Source organism: Terriglobia bacterium (assembly GCA_020073085.1).
Classification (GTDB): domain Bacteria; phylum Acidobacteriota; class Terriglobia; order JAIQFV01; family JAIQFV01; genus JAIQFV01.
Window position 1 is genome coordinate 136,807 of sequence record JAIQFV010000005.1, and the last position, 20,919, is coordinate 157,725.

13 protein-coding genes and 1 tRNA gene are annotated in these 20,919 nt (G+C 54.1%); all 14 read left to right on the top strand.

All coding sequences use genetic code 11. The features are described 5' to 3' along the window. The first annotated feature begins 1,337 nt into the window (after positions 1-1,337). The 14 genes from LAO21_07350 (at position 1,338) to LAO21_07415 (ending at position 20,902) form a co-directional block, all read left to right on the top strand. On the top strand, positions 1,338-6,110 hold the full coding sequence (locus LAO21_07350; protein ID MBZ5552520.1) for a hypothetical protein: 4,773 nt from the start codon (positions 1,338-1,340) through the stop codon (positions 6,108-6,110). Between the two features lie 472 nt (positions 6,111-6,582). Then, positions 6,583-7,263 (top strand): hypothetical protein, encoded by a 681-nt coding sequence (locus LAO21_07355; protein ID MBZ5552521.1) that lies wholly within the window; start codon positions 6,583-6,585, stop codon positions 7,261-7,263. Positions 7,264-7,318: 55 nt separating this feature from the next. After that, positions 7,319-11,344 carry a C39 family peptidase gene (locus tag LAO21_07360; GenBank protein ID MBZ5552522.1) on the top strand — a complete coding sequence of 1,342 codons (4,026 nt, stop codon included), beginning with the start codon at positions 7,319-7,321 and terminating at the stop codon, positions 11,342-11,344. 335 nt (positions 11,345-11,679) lie between these two features. After that, complete coding sequence (locus LAO21_07365; GenBank protein MBZ5552523.1) at positions 11,680-12,186, top strand: hypothetical protein; 507 nt, start codon at positions 11,680-11,682, stop codon at positions 12,184-12,186. Between the two features lie 149 nt (positions 12,187-12,335). Continuing rightward, positions 12,336-12,746 carry a hypothetical protein gene (locus LAO21_07370; protein MBZ5552524.1) on the top strand — a complete coding sequence of 137 codons (411 nt, stop codon included), beginning with the start codon at positions 12,336-12,338 and terminating at the stop codon, positions 12,744-12,746. Between the two features lie 135 nt (positions 12,747-12,881). Beyond that, positions 12,882-13,739: a hypothetical protein gene (locus LAO21_07375; protein ID MBZ5552525.1), complete on the top strand. Its 858-nt coding sequence runs from the start codon at positions 12,882-12,884 to the stop codon at positions 13,737-13,739. A 316-nt stretch (positions 13,740-14,055) separates the two neighbouring features. Next, entirely contained in the window at positions 14,056-15,453 is a 1,398-nt protein-coding gene (locus LAO21_07380; GenBank protein MBZ5552526.1) for a hypothetical protein, read from the top strand. A gap of 199 nt (positions 15,454-15,652) precedes the next feature. Next, positions 15,653-15,724: transfer RNA gene (locus LAO21_07385), tRNA-Gly, on the top strand. A 136-nt stretch (positions 15,725-15,860) separates the two neighbouring features. Further along, on the top strand, positions 15,861-16,217 hold the full coding sequence (locus tag LAO21_07390) for a four helix bundle protein (protein MBZ5552527.1): 357 nt from the start codon (positions 15,861-15,863) through the stop codon (positions 16,215-16,217). 116 nt (positions 16,218-16,333) lie between these two features. Continuing rightward, positions 16,334-17,869, top strand: a complete 1,536-nt coding sequence (locus LAO21_07395; GenBank protein ID MBZ5552528.1) for a UbiD family decarboxylase — start codon at positions 16,334-16,336, stop codon at positions 17,867-17,869. 480 nt (positions 17,870-18,349) lie between these two features. Next, positions 18,350-18,529 carry a helix-turn-helix domain-containing protein gene (locus LAO21_07400; protein MBZ5552529.1) on the top strand — a complete coding sequence of 60 codons (180 nt, stop codon included), beginning with the start codon at positions 18,350-18,352 and terminating at the stop codon, positions 18,527-18,529. Positions 18,530-18,584: 55 nt separating this feature from the next. Then, the gene (locus tag LAO21_07405) at positions 18,585-19,631 is read left to right on the top strand and encodes a pilus assembly protein PilM (protein MBZ5552530.1); all 1,047 of its coding nucleotides are present in this window, start codon (positions 18,585-18,587) and stop codon (positions 19,629-19,631) included. A gap of 5 nt (positions 19,632-19,636) precedes the next feature. Continuing rightward, the gene (locus LAO21_07410) at positions 19,637-20,227 is read left to right on the top strand and encodes a PilN domain-containing protein (GenBank protein ID MBZ5552531.1); all 591 of its coding nucleotides are present in this window, start codon (positions 19,637-19,639) and stop codon (positions 20,225-20,227) included. 24 nt (positions 20,228-20,251) lie between these two features. Beyond that, positions 20,252-20,902 carry a type 4a pilus biogenesis protein PilO gene (locus LAO21_07415; GenBank protein ID MBZ5552532.1) on the top strand — a complete coding sequence of 217 codons (651 nt, stop codon included), beginning with the start codon at positions 20,252-20,254 and terminating at the stop codon, positions 20,900-20,902. The last annotated feature ends 17 nt before the right edge of the window (positions 20,903-20,919 follow it).

A 20,919-nucleotide genomic window follows, 5' to 3' on the forward strand; every position in this document is an offset into this window, starting at 1 on the left:
ATGATGAGGACAAATATACTTGGTCTGATAGTGATGAGCAGAATGCCTACAATCGAGCTCTTGCTGGACTGGCATGGTGGTCAAGTAAAGCCTCGGCTTATGGGGCGAGTGTCAGCTTCACGCCGTCTATATACAATCATGCCAGCTCAGTGACGCAGCAAGGGTACGAACCCATTCTTCACCCGCATACTGATGATTACCTGTGGATCAATGCAATAATGGCCAACTTAGGATTTACGGAGGGCGATAACGGCGACAGGGTCACGGCTTTCAATGCATCTAGGCGGTTGGCGTATGGAACAGATTGGGCTTACTCCGTGTTTATAGCTTACAATCCGAGCGGTTTTTTTAGTAGTGCTCCGACTACGTTCGCTGACCCGACAGGTGATTGGTTTGCATACGCCTACCAAGGTGGCCCTTATGTTCAAATGCTGTTTAGAAACGATGGCTGGAGTGAGAATAACATCGGTCTCGTCCTGACACATGAAACCGGCCATATCTTTTGGGCCTGCGATGAATACTGCCAGCCAGGCCATGGCTGCTGCGGTTCCTGTGGTGCGTGCGCATCCTCAGGTCCAAGGCCGACTGTTAATAACGGAAATTGCCAGGCATGCAACGCAAGTTGGGTTCCCTGCATGATGCACATCAACGAAGACGCGCTGTGTGAATTTACCGCTCTACAAATTGGGTGGACAGGCATTGGCAGGGGAGCTCCCGATCCCGGGATTTTCATAGAGGCCGCCAATAGGGAGAACAATAAATTCTTTCAAAACGTTTTGTTTCCGCCCATTAACAACGTTCATCGTTGGGATTGCTTAACCTGCGACCCTGGGAACGCGAACTGGGGGAAAGGTTTGATTCAGGATTTCAATGGCAAGGACGCGGGCGTTCACGATGCTCTCATGGTTCCAGATAGTAGCGATTTCGTCGCAGTGATTTACGGCGGCATGTGGTCGAAGTTTATTCAGATGAACGGAATTAATTTTAATGGCAACTTTATTCTTGGCTACCCAATTGCCGATCGTAACTGCTCAGACAAGGATGCTACCTGTTTTTCAGATTCCCAGCTAGCCTCCTATTATGGGACATCCTATCACTATCAGAGATTCCAGGGGGGTGCGCTTGTTCTCCACAAATCTGGGCTCAATTTGGACAAGACGTATGAAGTTCATGGGGCAATTCGGTCAAAGTGGCAATCGTTAAGCGGTCCTGATGGAAGTCTTGGTCTCCCTGTCAGTGATGAGTACGCATGGCAGGGCAATAAAAGGAGGAGTGACTTCGAGGGGGGAACTATATGCTTTGACCCCGCAACAAATCAAACATTGGTAGGATGCGATTTGGATGCCAATGGTCCGAGTGCGAGCATTACTAGTCCCAGCAACGGACAGACGGTGACCGTCAGCCCATTTACTGTTTATGGTACGGCCTCCGACGCTGGTCATGGGGACAATGGCATTTCGTCGGTGAGCGTGAATGGTTTTCGCGCCAGCAACGATACCGCAAATGGCTCGGCAACGGCCAACTGGAGTCTTGCGGTCGCGCTGAATCAAGGATCAAACCCCATCACGGTCATCGCAAAAGACAACAGCAGCAATCAGAATGCTACTTCCCTCTCTATCACAGTCAATTACCAGCCATCGTCAATGCCGGCGCCAACACTGGTTTCACCGGCCAACGGAGCGACCGGAGTCCCGGTGGCGACGACATTAAATTGGAACGCGGTCACCGGCAGCGCTGGCTACCAAGTATATTTGGGAACGACGAATCCGCCCCCTTTTCTCACTTTAACGACGAGTTCTCCTTTCACTCCAACATTGAACCCAACTACAACTTATTACTGGAAGATCGCGAGCCGCGACCCCAACAATGGCAATGCTGAGTCTCCTTCTCCGATCTGGTACTTCACCACAGGGGCGCCGGTAACTTACACCATTTCCGGAGTGGTTACGCTTTCCGGCACGGGGCTGGGCGGCGTGACGGTTAATCTGAGTGGGACGCAGAGCAACTCTGCCATTACAAATGGCTCGGGAGAGTATAGCTTCAGTGGACTTGGAGGCGGGGGCAACTATACGATCACTCCGTCACTCAGTGGGTACAATTTTAATCCCTCGAGCCTTCCATTTAACAGCCTGGCCAGTAATCAGACAGCCAACTTCACCGCGACTCCCACATCTTGGGTGCTTCAACGCAGTGGAACCGAGAATATCTTGAGCGTTTACTTTGTCAACGCAAACGACGGATGGGCTGTTGGAGGGTCAGGAACCATTCTTCATACGTCGAATGGAGGTACGTCGTGGCAATCGCAAACCGGTCCGTCGTCAAATTACCACTATTATTCAGTTTATTTTGCAGATGCCAACAATGGCTGGGCAGCAGGAACTGCAGGTGGAGGAGTGATCATTCATACTAGCAATGGCGGAGCGACCTGGTCAGTGCAGTATGACGGCGGAGGCGACGGCAATACTCGTTTGTGGTGGGTCACTGGTGTAGATGCGAATCACCTTTGGGCCGCATCGAGCAGTGGGTTGCTGTTTTCAACAAGTAGCGGCACAAGCTGGCAACTTAAAGCAATGGACCCCCTATGGAAGGTAAGATTCGTAAGCACAAATACGGGGTGGGCTACAAAAATAGGCGGAGCACTAATTCGTACAACCAATGGGGGAGATACCTGGGAAACGAGATACAGTCCCTCTGGGGGTGGGAATATCCTCGATCTGAGTGTTTCAGATGCCAATGTCTGGGCACTTGGGACACTCCCATATTTCAAGATTGCCCACTCTTCGGACTCCGGCTTGACCTGGAACTTACAGGATGCAGGTACGACGAATGTTATTCGCAGTGTGAACTTCATTGATGCATTCAATGGTTGGGCAGTCGGCGACGGGGGCACGATCCTTAGTACAAATAACGGCGGGGAGGCCTGGTCTGTTACCACTATTTCTGAGGTATACAACCTCTGGGATGTGGCCTGTAACCCTGGGGGCGCCTGGGTTGTCGGAAGGAATGGAACCATTCTTAAGTACACAGGTTCTATGCCAACGAATGCAGACTTCACCCTTTCAGCGAACCCGTCGTCAATTGACGTTAACCAAGGTGGGAGTGGGGCTAGTACGGTCACAGTCTCCTCCAAGGTCAAATTCAATAGCACAGTAAACCTAAGTTGTTTCAATCCGCCGGCAGGAGTGACGTGCGACTTTAATTCCAGTCAGGTGATTCCTCCGCCCAATGGTTTTGTTGACAGCGTACTGACAGTCAGCGTTGCTTCCGGCACTTCCGCGGAAACTTATAACCTGCAGGTGCAAGGCACAAGCGGCGGCCTGACCCATACTGCCGACATTGCCCTAAAGGTGAATGTTCCAGCGCCCATTACGCACACGCTCACCGTAGCATCCTCCAATCCCAGCAGTGGAGTCTCGATCACCGTGTCTCCTAACGACAACAACAACCAGGGAAGCGGCTCAACCCCGTTCATACGGACATACAATAACAACACCAGCGTGACTTTGACCGCGCCCTTGACGGTTGGTGGAAACCACTTCCACTTATGGCAGCGCAATGGGGTGGACGATACCCCATTTGCCCAAACCAATATAATAATGGACGCCGACTATACGATGACGGCCGTGTATTTGACACCAAGCCTGAATCCCCACTTCGTTCTCACTAGCGTGAATACTCCGATTCGCCAGCACGGACAGACGGAAGTGGTGGGCGACGTTATCCTGACCTGCGATGTGGCGGGAACATTTCCAACCTCCTCAGGATTTACCGTAACTTACTCGCCGGTCTTTGGCATTGTAAATTCTAACAGTGGCGTATTCACCTTCGCGAGTGGAGTGGCATCAAATGCTCGTGTGGCCCATGTCGAGAGTGAGCCTGCGACGACAGGGATTGCAATCGGCTCCGCCATTTGGACGCCGGGCTCAAACAACATCATCACGGTCAGCATCAGCGGAGTGGCTGCAGTTGGTGATGTCATTCGCATTTCGGCAATTCGGGTAAATGCGGGCGAGTCCAATCTGGTCCCAGCTATGTTGGTCACTGGCACCGTCGCTGCGGTTCCTCCCGGGGCTTTTCTAGTCGACAGTAACACCACCGCGAGCGTGGCTAATGTCCAGAATGAAGTTCAGGTGGCTGTGACTTCGACGGCGATTCAGGCATGCGGTACATCGTGTGGCACTGGGACGATCCGGGTGGCAGAGCGGTTCCCATCGGCCTTAACCACAGTTACCGAAGAAAATGATATCCTGCACAGGCCTAGCGCCCCCTTTACGAAAGCGGCATCGTCAGGAAGCACACTCCTCATTACCATCGCCAATGTCCCCCCGGGCGTAAGGGTGTCTTGGCCAGGGAATCTGACGGGCTCCGATTCTTTAACTTCGACCCTGATGGATCCCGCTACCACGAGCTTTACCAATACGTCACTCACAGCCTTTGCCAGCGTCCCTATCACCTACGTCGTAACAGGGGACAGCCCGACGCTGGGCGAGTTTATAGACATTCCGATAACGCTATGTCCTACGGTTTTTATTCCGGCACCGCCAATACTGGGAACTGGGACGGCTCAGGTTAAACTAGGCCCAAACGCGGGCACTGGCTTCAGTGGGGAGCAACCCTCGTCGAAAATTGTTAGCTTCGTGCCCAATCCAGTGAATGTTCCCCCTGACTCGATTGGAGTCTTGCAGGCCTGCACAAACAATCCTGCCGTAATGACTAACCCTCAATCAGGCTCAACATTCACCAGCTCCAACCTCACCTTCACATGGAGCGAGGGCAGTGGCGCGACCGAGTACTACTTGCAGGTGGGAACGACCCTGGGAGGGCAAGAGCTGTACAGTTTGAGCGAAGGGACCAACCTGTCGGCCACGGTGATGGCGCTGCCGACCGACGGCAGCACGGTGTACGTGCGGCTGTGGTCGAAGATTGGGGGGCTGTGGTCCTACAACGACTATACCTACATTTCCTGCACCGGCTGTACGGCGACCAAGGCGGTGATGACGACGCCGGCGCTTGGGTCGACGCTGAGTTCTTCAATGACGACCTTTTGGTGGAGCGCGAGTCTAGGGAGCGAGTGTTATCTGCAGGTGGGCACGACCGTGGGCGGGCAGGAGCTTTACAGCGCCGGGCAGGGAACGAATCTTTCGGTGCAAGTCCCCACGCTGCCGACCGACGGGAGCCCGGTGTACGCACGGCTGTGGACCAACATCGGCGGGGTGTGGTTGTACAACGATTATACCTACATGGCGTGCAGCGGCTGCACCGCCACCAAGGCGGTGATGACGAGTCCACTCTCAGGGTCGGCCCTGACCGCCTCGTCGGTGACCTTCACGTGGAGCGGGAGCCTCGCTTCGCAATCCTACCTACAGGTGGGGACAGTGCCGGGAGGGCAGCAGATTTACAGTGCGGGGCAGGGGACTAACCTGTCGACCCAGGTGACGGGGCTGCCCATCGGCGGGGGCAACGTGTATGCGCGACTGTGGTCGGAGTTGGGGGGGATGTGGTGGTACAGCGACTACAGTTACTTGGCGTGCAGTGGGTGTACCCCGACGCAGGCAGCGATGACCACCCCCGCGCCGGAATCGACCTTAAGCTCCACGATGGTGACCTTCACGTGGGGCACGAGCCTGGCGTCGGAGTGCTACCTGCAGGTGGGAACCACAGCGGGAGGGCAGGAAATTTATAGTGCCGGGGAGGGGACGAACCTGTCTTCACAGGTAATGGGCCTGCCGAATAACGGGGGTTCGGTATATGTGCGGCTGTGGTCGAAGATCGGCGGTGCCTGGCTGTTCAACGACTACAACTACACGGCGTGCACAGGATGTACGGCGACGAAGGCCGTGATGGTGACGCCCGCCGCGGGATCGACGTTGAGTTCGCGGGCGGTGACGTTCACCTGGAGTGCGAGCTTGGCGGCGGGGTACTACTTGTTTGTGGGGACGTCGGCCGGCGGGCAGGAGATCTACAGCGCGGGGCAGGGGACGAACCTGTCGGTGGGAGTGATCGGTTTCCCGAATAACGGCAGCGCGGTGCATGTGCGGCTGTGGTCAAGGATCGGGGGAGCATGGCTGTTTAATGATTACACCTACACGGCCTGCACGGGATGCCAGTAGAAACTTATCTGTTTGGTCTCGTCAGTCTGTTTCGTTGTTTGCTCGGTCGAGAACGATCAGCTGTCAGCCATTAGCGGGCTTTAGGAGGCTTCGGGAAATTAAAGGTTTGAAAGTTTAAAGTGAATTCCAGGCTCGGGCGAATGGTTGTTCCACTGTCAGGCATTGTTCGCCATACAAGGATCTTCGGACAACGCAGAACCCTTGGGTCTGGAGATCGTAACTTTCTCTTTCGGCAAATAGTTCTAGCCGCGTTCCGGGTCCAACGGTCCCTGACTTACCGATTAGAGACTATACCCGGCATCCCACTTTGATCAGTATCAACTGAGGTAAGACACAACCTTCTGGAGGTCAATCTTCTATTCATCGAAATCCCTCTGTTTTGCTATTCAAGTAAACAATTGGAAGAGTAGTGAAATAAATCATCAATGAGCTCTCCATCGCCGACTTGGGTGAAAAAAAGAAGGAGGAGTCAATGAACAAAATCCGGCTAATGACATTAGGCCCAGTTATGTTTTTCGCGATCATCTTGAGCAGCCTGACGTTGGCAGCGAACGATCCGCCTAATGATGTTGTGAATGCTGCAGAATCAGGGATTAGGGATTTGATCAAGAGTGGAGTGTTTCACGACTTAGATCTATTGGGATTTCCTGGTCAGCATGAAATTGACGATGCAGCTCTGGGGGAAGGCTTTCAAATATTCACCGTGGGCACCGCTGTGCTCGTAGGAGATACCGCAACAAGTGATCTGTCAACAAACGCTTATCCTTTGGAGTTGTGGCAGTTTCTCGTCATGTCAAGGAGTGAAGCAAGATGCATACTGACAGTTGGTCGGGTCAAGGGCAAGTGGACGGCTGTTTCCATAGGAGCCACCGGACTTGCTATGAGACTCAGCGGAGCCATGAAGGCTTGGCCTAGATCACTGGGTTATCAATATCGATTTATTCGATTGTACCAAGCGAGCTCGGATTTTCTGGAGTTGAGCGGAACGGCGGCTGTTATTGGTTTCCTTCCCCTGGCTTCGGCCCGAGAGGCATTGAATTTGAAGAGTAGGGATTTCGACGTGCACGACATCCGTAGTTCATGGGACATTCTCAATGAAATTCGGCCCGTAGTGAAAGCCAATCTTCAAAAGGGCGAGGGCGAGAAGAGATAAACCGGCCGAAGGATGCGACTCAGTGAATATTAATGTGTTCGTGGAGGCTAAAGAGATGAAACCTGAAGCGTGGGCGTTTTCACGTATCGGCATCGTCATAGGAATTTTCCTTTTACTTGTGCTTATTGATTCTTGTTTTGGCCAAACCACTCTAACTCTAAATGTTTTGAGCAATACTCAGGAACATAGCGAATGGTGTTGGGCTGCATCGAGCAAGGCAGTCCTCGACTATTACAGTCACCCCCAATCTCAATGTTCGATCGCAAACTGGGCATGGAATAGGAGCGATTGTTGTGGGAATGAGGAGTTCGTTTGGGATCATCCATGCAACAAGCCGATTTACACATTTGGCACGCCTAGTGTTCAGGCCATTTTGTCGAACTGGGGTGTCAACAGTAGTGCATCAAGTAGCGCACTTTCACCCGATGCCAGTGTTGCTGAGATCAATGCCGGGAGACCCTTTGTAATTAGGTGGGCACTAAAGAGCTGCAACTTAGATTGCGGTCACTTTGTGGTAGGGATGGGCTGTGATCTCGATCTGAGCAAGGCCCTTTGGATAAGCTACCAGGATCCCGCGCCAGGAATTGGATACCAGAAGCATTTATACTCTGCGGTTGTCGACGATGTCCAACACACATGGACACACAGTCTCCAAATCACTGTCCCCGCTGGAGTTTTAGGGGACACCTATGAAAATCCATATATCATCCCTGCTGGACCCTTTCCTGTGGTCATGGGGGGGACAACAGCAGGTTTTAACAATGACCTGGCAAAAGCTCCAAGTTGCCTAAGTGGCATTGACACTTGTGGTCCCGATGTTTTCTTCAGCTTTACGGCTCCCGCTTCGGGTGACTACATTGTCTGGATCCAAGGCAATGACTGGTCATGGCCCGCCCATACATGGGTGTCTGCCGCACTTGGAGCATGCGGCTGTGCGTCGCCTCAGTCGAGTGCCCAAGGCCCAGGGGTCAATTACTATCCGATCTCAGCGATTGCCGGTACAAATTACAGAATCGTCCTTGGCGGCCAGGGGGTCCAGGAAACTGGACACTGCAGCGCGGGGACATACACGCTAGAAGTGGGTCCTTGCTCTGATCTTCACACGCCAGGCGGTCTTGCAGCCTCGGCTATCAGTTCTACGTCAGCAAAGATGAATTGGGATGTGGCTCGACAACCCCCAGGAACTAATACGGCATTAAAGAGATACCTCCCTGGAGATACTGAGGGAGCGATAGTATTTTCCGGTCCCGACGGGGGAGACTTCCTCGATACGGGTCTTACCCCGGGGACGACTTACTCGTATCGAGTCGCTGCTGCCCATTCATACTGCGTTCCTTTTCCGCCGCTATCAAACCCCGTTTATGTGACACTCCCCTCTTCGTACATACTTACCGTGGCTAAGGCAGGCACGGGAACTGGAGCAGTGACGAGCAATCCTCATGGGATTGATTGTGGTGCGGGATGTTCCAGTGAATTTGGTTCAGGTACTCAGGTGATCCTATCCGCACAACCAGTGGCTGGTTCCAACTTTGTAGGATGGAGCGGCGAAGGCTGCAGCGGCACGGAGTCATGTGTCGTGACGATGTCACAAGCGCGCACCGTGACTGCGACGTTCGACTTGGTTCAGCCGAACCCGACGTTGACTGTGACCAAAAGTGGGCTGGGTATAGGCACGGTGACCAGCAATCCATCAGGAGTCAGTTGTGGATCGACCTGTTCAGCTTCGTTCCCCAATGGAACGCAAGTCAGGCTAACTCCGACCCCTCAATTTGGTTCGACTTTTGGTGGATGGAGCGGGGGTGGATGTTCAGGTACCGGACAATGTGTGGTCGGGATGAGCACTGACCAGAGCGTCCAGGTCATCTTTAATCTAATTCCCCAACCGCAGACCGGCAAGATCGTTTACATCAAAGGTGGAAATGTATGGATCATGAACACTGATGGCACCTCGCAGACACAATTGACAAGCGGAGGTGGCGCGACGATTCCCCGGCTTGCGAACGGGGTAGTTGTGTTCCAAGAAGGGGGCCAACTTCGTAAGACTGATGCTGCCGGAACCAGTCCGAGTCCTATTCTAAATACAGTGGGTGTCCTGGAGTACGACCTCGATCCCGCAGGTCAAAGAATAGTCATGACCTATAATGGCATGGCCGGCTCCAATTACAGAAACTTCATCCTGTACACGATGAACTTGGATGGCTCAGGAAAAGTAGCCATCAACACGACAAGCAACATGCATCAGTTCTGCCTTTACTGGGGCCGTGATGGATATATTTATCTGGACCAGACGATTGTTGGCGACCCTTACAAGCAAAAGGTCTTTCGTATTCCTGAGGGAGGAGTAGACAATCCGACCTTGCTGGTCAACTACTTTAGCCAGTACGCCGCTGAGGGTGGACTTTCTGGTAAGGTGGCATTTCTCTATAATCAACCCGCGCCCAAACTGGGGATGATAAATAGCGATGGATCAGGGCAGATTGATGTGGCGAACTCCCCAGCCGGTATTTTGGGTAGGATTGCCTACGATTATGATCAGGAGACCATCTATTTCCGCTATAACAACCAGATTTGGAGAATCAATCCCGATGGGACTGGTTTGCGGATGCTAGTTTCGAGTTTGGCTGGTACGGATTACGATCTCGATTACGGCACGGTTGCGAAGTCATCCGGCATAGCCGCCATGACAATTCCTCCGCCGGGATCGACGCTCACCTCCTCGACGGTGACCTTCGCATGGAGCGCGGGGTCAGGGGTCTCCGAGTACTACTTGCAGGTGGGCACCACGCCGGGAGGACAGGAGCGATACAGTGTGAGCGAAGGCCTGAACCTGTCGGCCACGGTGATGGGGCTGCCGACCGACGGCAGCACGGTGTACGTGCGGCTGTGGTCGAAGATTGGGGGGCTGTGGTCCTACAATGACTACACCTATGTGTCCTGCACGGGCTGCACCACCACCAAAGCGGAGATGACGACGCCCACGCCGGAAGCGACCTTGTCCTCCTCCATGACGACCTTCTGGTGGAACGCGAGTTTGGGGAGCGAGTGTTATCTGCAGGTGGGGACGACCATGGGCGGGCAGGAGATCTACAGTGCAGGGCAGGGGACGAATCTTTCGGTGCAAGTGCCAGCCCTGCCTACCGACGGGAGCCTGGTGTACGCGCGGCTGTGGACCAACATCGGAGGGGTGTGGTTGTACAACGATTACACTTACACGGCGTGCAGCGGCTGCACCGCGACCAAGGCGGTGATGACGAGCCCAGCGACAGGATCGACTCTGAACTCGTCGTCGGTGACCTTCACGTGGAGCAACAGTCTGGCCTCGCAGTACTACCTGCAGGTGGGGACAGTGCCGGGCGGGCAGCAGATTTACAGTGCGGGACAAGGGACTAACCTGTCGACCCAGGTGACGGGGCTGCCCATCGGCGGGGACAACGTGTATGTGCGACTATGGTCGGAGTTGGGGGGGATGTGGTGGTACAGCGACTACAGTTACTTGGCGTGCAGTGGGTGTACCCCGACGCAGGCAGCGATGACCACCCCCGCGCCGGGATCGACCTTAAGCTCCACGATGGTGACCTTCACGTGGGGCACGAGCCTGGCGTCGGAGTGCTACCTGCAGGTGGGAACCACAGCGGGAGGGCAGGAAATTTACAGTGCGGGGGAGGGAACGAACCTGTCTTCACAGGTGATGGATCTGCCAAATAACGGGGGTGCCGTGTATGTGCGGTTGTGGTCGAAGATCGGAGGAGCGTGGCTGTTCAACGACTACACTTACACGGCGTGCACGGGATGTACAGCCACGAAGGCCGCGATGGTGACGCCTGCCTCGGGGTCAACGTTGAGTTCGCGGGCGGTGACCTTCACATGGAGCGCGGGGCTGTCGGTGGAGTACTACTTGTTTGTGGGGACGTCGGCCGGCGGGCAGGAGATTTACAGCGCGGGGCAAGGGACGAACCTGTCGGTGGAATTGAGCGGGATACCGAATAACGGCAGCACAGTGCGTGTGCGGCTGTGGTCAAGGATCGGGGGAGCATGGCTGTTTAATGATTACACCTACACGGCCTGCACGGGATGTCAGTAAAGGACAGTCTGTCCGGTCAATTCGGTCTGTTCAGTCTTTTCGGTCACTTCGGCCAAAGGTCCGCGATGCTGGCGAACCGAACACTTCGTGCATTTTGTGCGGAGGGGTCTGTCTGGCTTCTTTAGTGTTGGAAACGGGTCAAGCACTGACATTTACTTTAGCTAGCCACCGCAGATAGTGGCTTGTCATCGTAGTATGAGTATTCCGGTAGCGCCCCCCCCCGCGGAATGGACTTGCAGCTAATGCTCGATCATCATACGGGAGATATCTGGGCCGGTCTCCCGATGAATTCGATTCCCGTGTTGATGAAACATTTGGGAGAGCTAAGGAGTAGCATGATCGTGCTGCGCACAATGCCGGTGACGTTACTTTTAATGATGGTCCTCTGTTCATGCTCGGACGCACCCAAACCGTCCGAGCCAATGACTCCACCTGCCGCCCACCTCGTCACCTCAGAGGGGACACCTGTCTCAGGTGCCCCCGAACCAGAGGTGGTGCAGTTAGAGAAGATCGAGACAACTGGCACAGAAAAGCGCGTAACCGTAGGAAACGTAGCCGGAGAGTATGTTTTGGTTTGTAATGAGGATGCCAACAATGAGGAACATGGCATACGTAGTTGTCTCTCGCCGCGTCCGCAACAAGACTATTTGCTATTTCGAGCAAACACAAGATGGCTCATCAATGGCGCGAAAGAGCCTGTGAATCTCAAATTCATGCAAGATTGGTCGGTGGCATACAACCGCGGGGAAAACATCGGACTTTTGCCTGCAAAAAAGTCTGATGCCGAACAATTTGGCGTCTACTGGCTAATGTCGTGGACGGGGAAAAACCCTGCTCATTGAGGGACGACATCCCGGCACCCCGCCACGATCAAGCTCTTCATGGACCTTCCCCTCAGCAGTCCATCGAAGAAACCTTCTCAAAACAGATTCTCCTCCTCTGGCAATCGGCTTGTGTAAGTGCGGGATTCCCCAGGCCGAATGAGCATGGTGTGGATCTTCGCAATGGAGAGCTTGCGGCTGGTTACGCCAGCAAGTGGGGGTTAGAATGTGTATTGACTAAGTCACACATCAAGAAGGGAAAGGAAGAACACAGAAGCCCGTGGGACTTGCTGAGGGACTTCGCCGAGACGGGGGATTCTGACTTTGCCGACTGGTTCAAGGCGTACGCATCAGCTTTCAAGGGAAAGCATCAGCTCTGTTGGAGTAAAGGGCTTCCCGAGGAGCTGGGGATGGGGAAAGAGAAAAGCGATCAAGAACTTGTGGACGAGTTAAGGGAAGAAGCGGTTCTGTTGGGTACGCTGAGCCCTTCGGAATGGGCATTGTACTCAAGGCAGAGGCGCGGGCAGACGTTCTTAAGGCTGCTGAGGTCTCTGGATGGGCAGGAGTGCAGGAACTTCTAATACGGCTTCAAAGGATTCGGGCAGATGTTGTGGAGTCGGTGGGAGATAGACACCAAACATGAGGAGAAGGATGAGCGAGACTAATGCCAGATTTAAGTAGTGGGCCAAGAACAGGTGGATTTATAATGGCTGTCTATGTCAAAAGAAACACTGGGGATTTTTCTTGCAATAATAGGTCTTGCAGTCGCATTTGTTCTATATTTGATTGACAAGTCTGGAAAGAGCACCCCGGTTATCACGGTTATTCTATTGCTGATTACCGCAGGACTTTTCATTTGGGCTATATTGATATTGCCCTGGGTATGGACGCCGCAGTCCAGCGTGCTAAGAATTTGGAGAGTATCAGCGGTATCGTGTGTTGTGCTTCTATTGGTGGTTCGTTTCGCAATATGGATCTGGCCCCCCAGAGCGCACCCCATCTTGGATACTGAGGAACGGTCATCAAATGAGCACCAGAAACCAAGTGAGCCTGTCACTGCTTTCTCCCCAAAGGATGAGCGGCAGCTTCCTAAATCCCTCCAGATAGATGTGAAATTGCGGTTTGTGTACCCGAAAGAGCCAGCTTTAGTGATCACAAATCCGTGTGGCGCGGCTGCCAAAAATATAAAATGGACAGTCGCGCTATGGAACATGGATCTGCCCGACCGAAACGATCCATTGCCGATCCCAGTCTCCATATTTGATTGGATAAAACCGCACGAAGAAGGAGGCCCACAAAACCTCTTTAGTAGCCCTCTTGTAGCCCCACTATTGAAACCGGGCAATCGGTTGTTTGGGTCAGCGTCAGTAGATTGCCCCGAATGCGTTAGGGGGAGGACGTATGTTGTCTATATCGTTCTGGGCAGCGGAGGTTGGTTCTCAGAAATGGAGACCGAAAAATCAGGCGACATTCTTATCCCCAAGAATTTTTTGAAGGAGTCAAGAGAAGAATATTTCAAATCACTCGAAGCCGCAGTCCCGGTGGCCTCGCGGCTCCCCATTGCTGAGAAATGATGACATTTTTCGAATCTTTTCCTGATTTCAATTCATAATTATTCAGGAGAAGGAATTTTGAAGCTGCGACTCGAAGCAAAGACAGATGTCAAAATGAAAGGCCTGGACGTGGGACATTTTTTAGCCTCCCCCTCGAAATGAAAATTGAAAAGATCTCGCCCCAAGCTTATACTCTAAATTGATGGGCCAGCTGGCCTTCTTGTTTGAGTGTCGAGTTTAACTGGGTTGATTAGGCCGCCGTGATTGTGGGGTCTTCTTGTAAGCCTAGGCCTAGTACGATTAATCCTATGGTAGGTGCCCTGGGTTTGGAGGCATGATGGAACTGGACTTACCCCCTGTAGCGGTTCTCGCTGCCAGTGAGAAGCTCTGGGTCGCAGAGTCGGTAGCTGACCTCAAATCCCACTTGGAGCGGTCTGGGCTAAAGAAGGAACTCCTGCGTCAAGCCGGCTGGACACTGGACAGCTATAATTACGTGTCCCCCGCCGCGTCTGGCTTTGTCACATCGCCTGCTGGTTCTCTGAATCCATTCTCACCGGCCTTCAAGTGTTCAAACCTCGAATGTCGGCTGCGATCCGCTGACGATTTCGTCAAGACTGTGGCGCTGTATGTCGATCACTTGGTGGTGCCCGATCCACTAACGGGCGCGTTCGCCCAAGACGAAGTTGACTACGACAACTTGTTCTCGTTATTGGCGGTATATCGATACGTCCTACCACTAATACGCGAAGGCCTACTTAGCTTTGCTCGCCCTGTGAGGCACTACTGCAAAGAGTGCGCTGAACGTGTTGATGGGAAGGCGGGCGTGGCCGCTGAGCGCATCCTCGCAGAAACCACGGCCGACCTGAGGATTGAATTCTGGACGCCGGAGATCCTAGCGGTTCGCTGCCCCGCACTGTTCGCAGACCCCCAGCACCCTTTGACATGGGCGTTTCCTTTGTCCAAGGAGGATGCGGCGCGATTCGCAGCCCAATCAGGCGGCCTTAGTAGGCAACGTCTCCTCGAATTCGTTATGCCCCTGCTCGCGCGGAGGTTGAAGTCCGTAGCTTTGACCGCCTTGTTAGAAATGTCCACAGCACAGGACGTCCACGCAACAGTCTTAGCCAGTGCACGTGCTGAGTTGCTTTGTTTTGCCGAAACGGACGGTGTGCGACCGTCCATGGTCGGGCTCGAACAATGGGAGGACCTCCGATCTATCGACCTGCCTTGGATTCATGAATTGACTCCAGCTGAGTGCTTGGTGCTCCGAAGGGAGGCCAAGACGGCGTTGCCGAGGCTGAGGGCACTGTTGGCCGCGGCGTTCGACAAGGACAATGGCGCACCACGAAACATCGAAACAGTCCTGACTGATTTGAGGGCTCAGGTGGCAGAAGTCGAAGCTGAGATCCGAACGGTGGAAAAGCTGGGTGAAGGACGCTACAAGGTGGCGGTCGAGGGTCTAGGGCTTGCGTTCGTGCTGTATGGGCTCTCAACAGGTATTCCGGCTATTGCAGGTGCTGGGTTGGCCGGCCTCATGGCGGCGTTGGCTCACACCCAGAAGGGCGAGCGCGAGACCGTCAGTAAAAAGCTCAAGATTGAATCAGCCCCGGCGTTCGCGCTCGTCACGGCGAAGCAAATCCTCGGAAGACGTTTGGCCGGCGAGGCGCCTAACCAGCGCCTGAAGCCGACGCCCACGAAGTCTAGGCGGACGCAGCCGCGCATTAGACGTGGACGTTAGGTCGGATTCGTGGAGCTTGGAAAGATTGAGCACTTGCAAACACCAAGAAATTCGGTATATTGATGAGCATGAAGATGTGCAACAGACTGGTTATTGCCGATGCCAAACGGGTGCTTCTCTTGGTCAATTCTGTTGTACATTCGTTGCTTGTCAATGACGCATAATTGCTAACTAATTCTGAATAAACAGAGTATCGAGAGCGGGCGTAATTCAGCGGTAGAATGCCAGCTTCCCAAGCTGGACGTCGTGGGTTCGAGTCCCATCGCCCGCTCTGGATACTCTCAGAAAAAGATTTCAACCATCCCCCGCTTTTAAATTCCAAATTCCAAAATCCAAATTCCAAACAAAACCCAAATTCCAAAATCCAAACAGAAGCTAACCCCCAAAGAATCGCGGGAGACTCACCAATGGAGAACAATAAACCCAAGGATCTTCAGGAAAGGACATTTCTGTTCGCTAAAAACGTCAGAGATTTCGTGAAGCTTCTGCCTCGGACGGTGTGCAATCTTGAGGACGTACGGCAATTAATCCGAAGCTCGGGTTCCGTCGCTGCGAATTTCGTTGAGGCGAATGAGTCTCTGAGTAAGAAGGATTTCTTGATGCGGATTAAAATATGCCGGAAGGAGGCCAAGGAAAGCCATCTCTGGCTCCGTTTGCTTGAGGTGGAATCCACAGGAAATTGCGAAAAGGGAAGGGAATTGCTCCTGGGAGAAGCAAGAGAACTTGTTCTGATCCTTTCTTCCATCATCTCCAAGAACAGTTAGGACGGGCTATTGGAATTTGGATTTTGGGTTTTGTTTGGAATTTGGATTTTGGAATTTGGAATTTCGTCTCGCTTGGGGCACAATAGCGCAAATTCCTATCCATCGAGGAGGACAGCTTGGCATACGAGGACCTGCGAGGGTTCGTTGAAGCATTGGAAAAAGCCGGCGAGTTGAAGCGCATTACGGCTGAGGTGAACTGCGAGCTGGAGATCACCGAAATCACCGACCGCATCTCTAAGGCCGGCGGCCCGGCTTTGCTGTTCGAGAACGTGAAAGGTTATTCCGTCCCGGTGTTGATCAATGCGCTCGGATCAGAAGGCCGCATCCTGCTCGGCCTTGAGGCGAAATCGTATGCAGAGATTACCGAACGCATTGAAGCCTTTCTCGACTTCAAATCCCCCGAGGGCCTCATCGATAAGATCAAGCTCGTCCCCCAGTTGATGGAAATGGGATCTTTCTTTCCCAAAAGCGTCGGCAGCGGATCCTCGAAAGAGGTCATTCTGAAATCGGATTTCGATCTCAACCGCTTTCCCATTCTGAAGTGCTGGCCGATGGACGCGGGACGCTTCATCACCTTTCCCCTGGTCTTTACCCACGACCCGGAGACGGGCCGGCGCAATTGCGGGGTCTACCGCATGCAGGTCTTCGATGGACAGACCACCGGCATGCACTGGCAGATCCACAAGCACGGGGCGGAGCATTTTCGCCATGCCCAGCGTGCCGCCGGGACGGGCCCGCAACAGGACAAGAAGGAAACAGCGGATGTTGCCGGAGGCAAGTCACGACCTTCAAGCCGGCGCCTGGAAGTGGCGGTCGCCATCGGCAGTGATCCCGCAACGATGCTGGCCGGGGTCCTCCCGCTTCCCGAAGGGGTCGACGAGATGCTGATCTCGGGTTTTCTCCGGAAGAAGCCGGTCACCCTGGTCCGAGCGGAAACGGTGAACGTGGAGGTCCCCGCCAATGCGGAGATCATTCTGGAAGGGTACGTGGACCTCAATGAGTTGCGGAAGGAAGGACCATTTGGTGACCATACCGGCTACTACTCGCTGGACGATCTTTATCCCGTCTTTCATTTGACCTGCATCACGCACCGCCGCAATCCCATTTACGCCACCACGATTGTCGGTCGCCCCCCCATGGAAGACTGCCACATGGGTTACGCGATCGAGCGCATCTTCCTGCCGCTGATGCGAAAGCAGTTTCCGGAAATCATCGATTACCACATGCCGTTTGAGGGGATTTTCCATAACCTGATGATTGTTTCCATTCGAAAATCCTATCCGGGTCACGCCCGGAAGGTGATGAACGGGATCTGGTCGTTGCCGCAGGCCATGTTTACCAAATGCATCGTGGTGGTCGATGAGGACGTAGCGGTGCGCGATCCCCGGGAGGTCGTGTGGAAGGCGCTGAATCACATCGACCCGGAGCGGGACATTCAATTTATGCTGGGTCCGGTGGACTCTCTGGACCATTCCTCGCGACTTCCCAACTTCGGCTCCAAGATGGGCATCGATGCCACCACCAAGTGGCCTGGTGAAGGGTTCACCCGCCCCTGGCCGGGGGAGATCAAGATGGATGAGGAAACCATCCGGCGCGTGGACGAGATGGTTCCCCTGCTGGGTCTCTCCGCGTGGCTCAAAAAGAAAGGCTGAGGACGATTCCCGTCCGCCGGGGAGCGCCCCGCGGGGGTCAGATTTCGGGAGCCTAAGAGGCGAAGGAAAGTTTTAATTGAATTCGCCTGAAAGGTTCTGTGTTATGATGCGCGCCATGAGTGGCGTCATGGCAGGGGGCACGCACTCCGCTCGAGGGTTGCACGGTCTTGAGAGCCTGCCGTGGAAGTTCTCGCGCGCGAATTTCACTCGCTCACTTGTGACTGCCGTCACAGGATTCCCAAAGAAAATCAAGGTATTCTAATAGTGGTGATTGCAGGGAAGCCCACAGCGTGTTGTACGAAATTTCCAAAAAAGGGGTAAATTAACCTAAATAACAGGCGCAATCCCCGAAGAAAGAACTTGACTCGAACAAACGGGATGTAATAGAACCCGAGGCGCTGAGACCCGTCGACCTTGAATCCATCATTCAAGGGTTTTTTACTAGCCAGGACAAACGCCATGAACATCCCGAAAGAAGTGATGAATATCCGCGAGGCCTCTCAATACCTGGGCATTTCACCTGACACACTGTACAAGTACGTGTCCTCAGCACGCATCCCGGCTTTCAAGCTCGGCAATCGCTGGCGCTTTAAGAAGACCATCCTCGATTCGTGGATGGAGCGAAAGAGTACCTTCCCCATCCGGTCGCGAAGCCGTTAATGGGCGGGGGGATTTAGATTGAAGGGTTGCTTCTCAATCAGGGCGGACAAAAATCATGTTTGGACTGAGAGAAAAATCGGTTGTGGGGCTCGACATCGGCTCGAGCACGGTCAAGGTGTGCGAACTGAAGAAAAAGGGCCGCAGCATGGCGGTGGTGGCCGGGGGATTTGAACCCCTGCCCGCCGACACGGTGGTGGACGGTGCCATCATGGACGCCAACTCCGTGGCCGAAGCCGTGAACCGGCTCTATCAACGGCTGGGAATCAAAAACCAGCGGGTGGCGACGGCGGTGTCGGGGCATTCCGTGATCTGCAAGAAGATCACGGTGCCTCAGATGACCGAAGAGGATTTGGCCGAGTCGATTCACTGGGAGGCCGAGCAGCACATCCCCTTCGACATTTCCGACGTCAACCTCGACTACCAGGTCCTGAAGAGCTCCAGTGCCACGGCCCTGGATGTCCTGCTGGTGGCGGTCAAACGCGACAAGATCTGGAATCATACCCAGGCACTGATCCAGGCCGGGAAGAGCCCCGCCATCGTCGACTTTGATGCCTTCGCGCTTCAGAACGCCTATGAGGTCAATTACGAGCCGGCCCCGACGCTGTGTGTCGGCCTCCTCAACATCGGCGCCAGTGTGATGAACATCAACATCGTGAAGAACGGGGAGTCGCTGTTTACCCGGGACGTTTCCATCGGCGGAAACCAGTATACGGATGTGTTTCAGAAGGAGATGAACCTGGGCTTCGAGGAGGCAGAGAAGGTGAAGCGCGCCAAAGGGCCTGCCCCCGTCGACGAGAAGACCCGCCACACCCTGATTCAGTCGGTCTCGGAAGTCATGTTGCTCGAGATTCACAAGACGTTTGACTTTTTCCGGGCCTCCCCCACGGGCGAACCCATTCAGCGAGTGTATGTGTCGGGGGGCACGGCGCGCATTGAAGGCTTGATTGAATATCTCCGGGAGAAATTGGGAATCCCGGTGGAAGAACTGGACCCGTTTCGCAAGATTAGCCTCGACGAATCCAAAGTGGATGCGGCTAAATTGCGGGACATCTCACCGGCCATGGCCGTAGTCGTTGGCCTGGCCTTACGCAGCTTCGACTAAAACTTATGATACGCATCAATCTGCTCGGTGAACGCAAAAAACCGCTTGTTACTTTAAAGACGCCGTCCGGACCTCCCAAGTCGTCCTTCCTGATCCTGATGCTCCTCCTGGTCTTCGTCGCGGCGGCTGCCTACCTCTATCAGCGCTATTCGATGTTGAACCGTGAACTGACCACCGTTCAGGGTCAGGTCAACGACGCCAAGGCGCAGAAAGAGAAGAAGCAGAAACTGCTGAAGGAGATCGAAGGGTTTGAGAACAGGAAGAAGATCCTGGAGGCCCGGATCGCGGTCATTGACGAACTGAAGAAGAACCAGCTGGGGCCGATCCAGTGGCTCAATGCGCTCAGCGAGGCGGTCGATCAGAGCCAAACCGTGTGGCTGATCTCGGTCGGGCAGACGGAAGATCACATGACCATTGACGGGCTCTCGACCTCCCTCAACGGGGTGGCGAATTTTGTGGCGACCTTGAAACGATCGAGCGCTTTTTCCAACGTCTCCATCAACGAAACCACGCAGACCAACGTTTCGGGGATGGAGGGATACTCTTTTTCTGTCACTCTGGACACGAAAGTAAGAAATCTGGCAGCTAAATCGTAAATCGAAGAAGAAGGTTTTCCCACCATGGCCTTCGAAAAATTCACCAACATACCCTGGTATTTACAACTCCTGATCCTTGCCGTCGTCGCCGGCCTTCTGGTGGTTGGCGTCGAGGCGGTCTATTTTCGGGACATGTCCACGAAAATCGATGATCAAAAAAGTCAGCTCGACAGCCTGAAGAAGGATCTGGAGAAGCTGGCGGGGGTCGAAAAGCGCCACAGTGATTTCAAGGCGACGAATGCTCGCCTGGAACAACAGCTGGCGGGGTTGCGTACGGTCCTTCCCAATGACCGTGACACCGATGTCCTGATCAAGCAATTCCAGGAGATTGCGTCGCGGAGCAACGTTCGATTGTTGCATTTGCTGGCCAAACCGGTGACCAAGCGTGAGACCTCCTCTCCTCAGGAGGCCCCGGCCAAGAAGGGCGAAGCCCCGCAACCCCGGCTCTACAATGAGATTTCCTTTACGCTGGAGCTGTCGGGCAGCTATGCCGGCATGGGCATGTTCTTCGACCGCATCGGGCATTTGCCGAGGATCGTGAATGTCAGCGATCTCGCGATCGCCACCGCGACCAATCCCGGGAAGGTCCACTTGAAGACGGCGCCTGCGAAGGGGACGACGGACACCATTGTGGCCTCATGCACCGCCACCGCTTACTTTACCTCGGAAGAGTAGAAGGCTCCGGGGAGCGA

Bases quoted from the DNA above. Each gene is read 5' to 3' on its own strand.
- LAO21_07355 (MBZ5552521.1), top strand. From the start codon at position 6,583: ATGAACAAAATCCGGCTAATGACATTAGGCCCAGTTATGTTTTTCGCG.
- LAO21_07360 (MBZ5552522.1), top strand. From the start codon at position 7,319: ATGAAACCTGAAGCGTGGGCGTTTTCACGTATCGGCATCGTCATAGGA.
- LAO21_07365 (MBZ5552523.1), top strand. From the start codon at position 11,680: ATGATCGTGCTGCGCACAATGCCGGTGACGTTACTTTTAATGATGGTC.
- LAO21_07375 (MBZ5552525.1), top strand. From the start codon at position 12,882: ATGTCAAAAGAAACACTGGGGATTTTTCTTGCAATAATAGGTCTTGCA.
- LAO21_07380 (MBZ5552526.1), top strand. From the start codon at position 14,056: ATGGAACTGGACTTACCCCCTGTAGCGGTTCTCGCTGCCAGTGAGAAG.
- LAO21_07390 (MBZ5552527.1), top strand. From the start codon at position 15,861: ATGGAGAACAATAAACCCAAGGATCTTCAGGAAAGGACATTTCTGTTC.
- LAO21_07400 (MBZ5552529.1), top strand. From the start codon at position 18,350: ATGAATATCCGCGAGGCCTCTCAATACCTGGGCATTTCACCTGACACA.
- LAO21_07405 (MBZ5552530.1), top strand. From the start codon at position 18,585: ATGTTTGGACTGAGAGAAAAATCGGTTGTGGGGCTCGACATCGGCTCG.
- LAO21_07410 (MBZ5552531.1), top strand. From the start codon at position 19,637: ATGATACGCATCAATCTGCTCGGTGAACGCAAAAAACCGCTTGTTACT.
- LAO21_07415 (MBZ5552532.1), top strand. From the start codon at position 20,252: ATGGCCTTCGAAAAATTCACCAACATACCCTGGTATTTACAACTCCTG.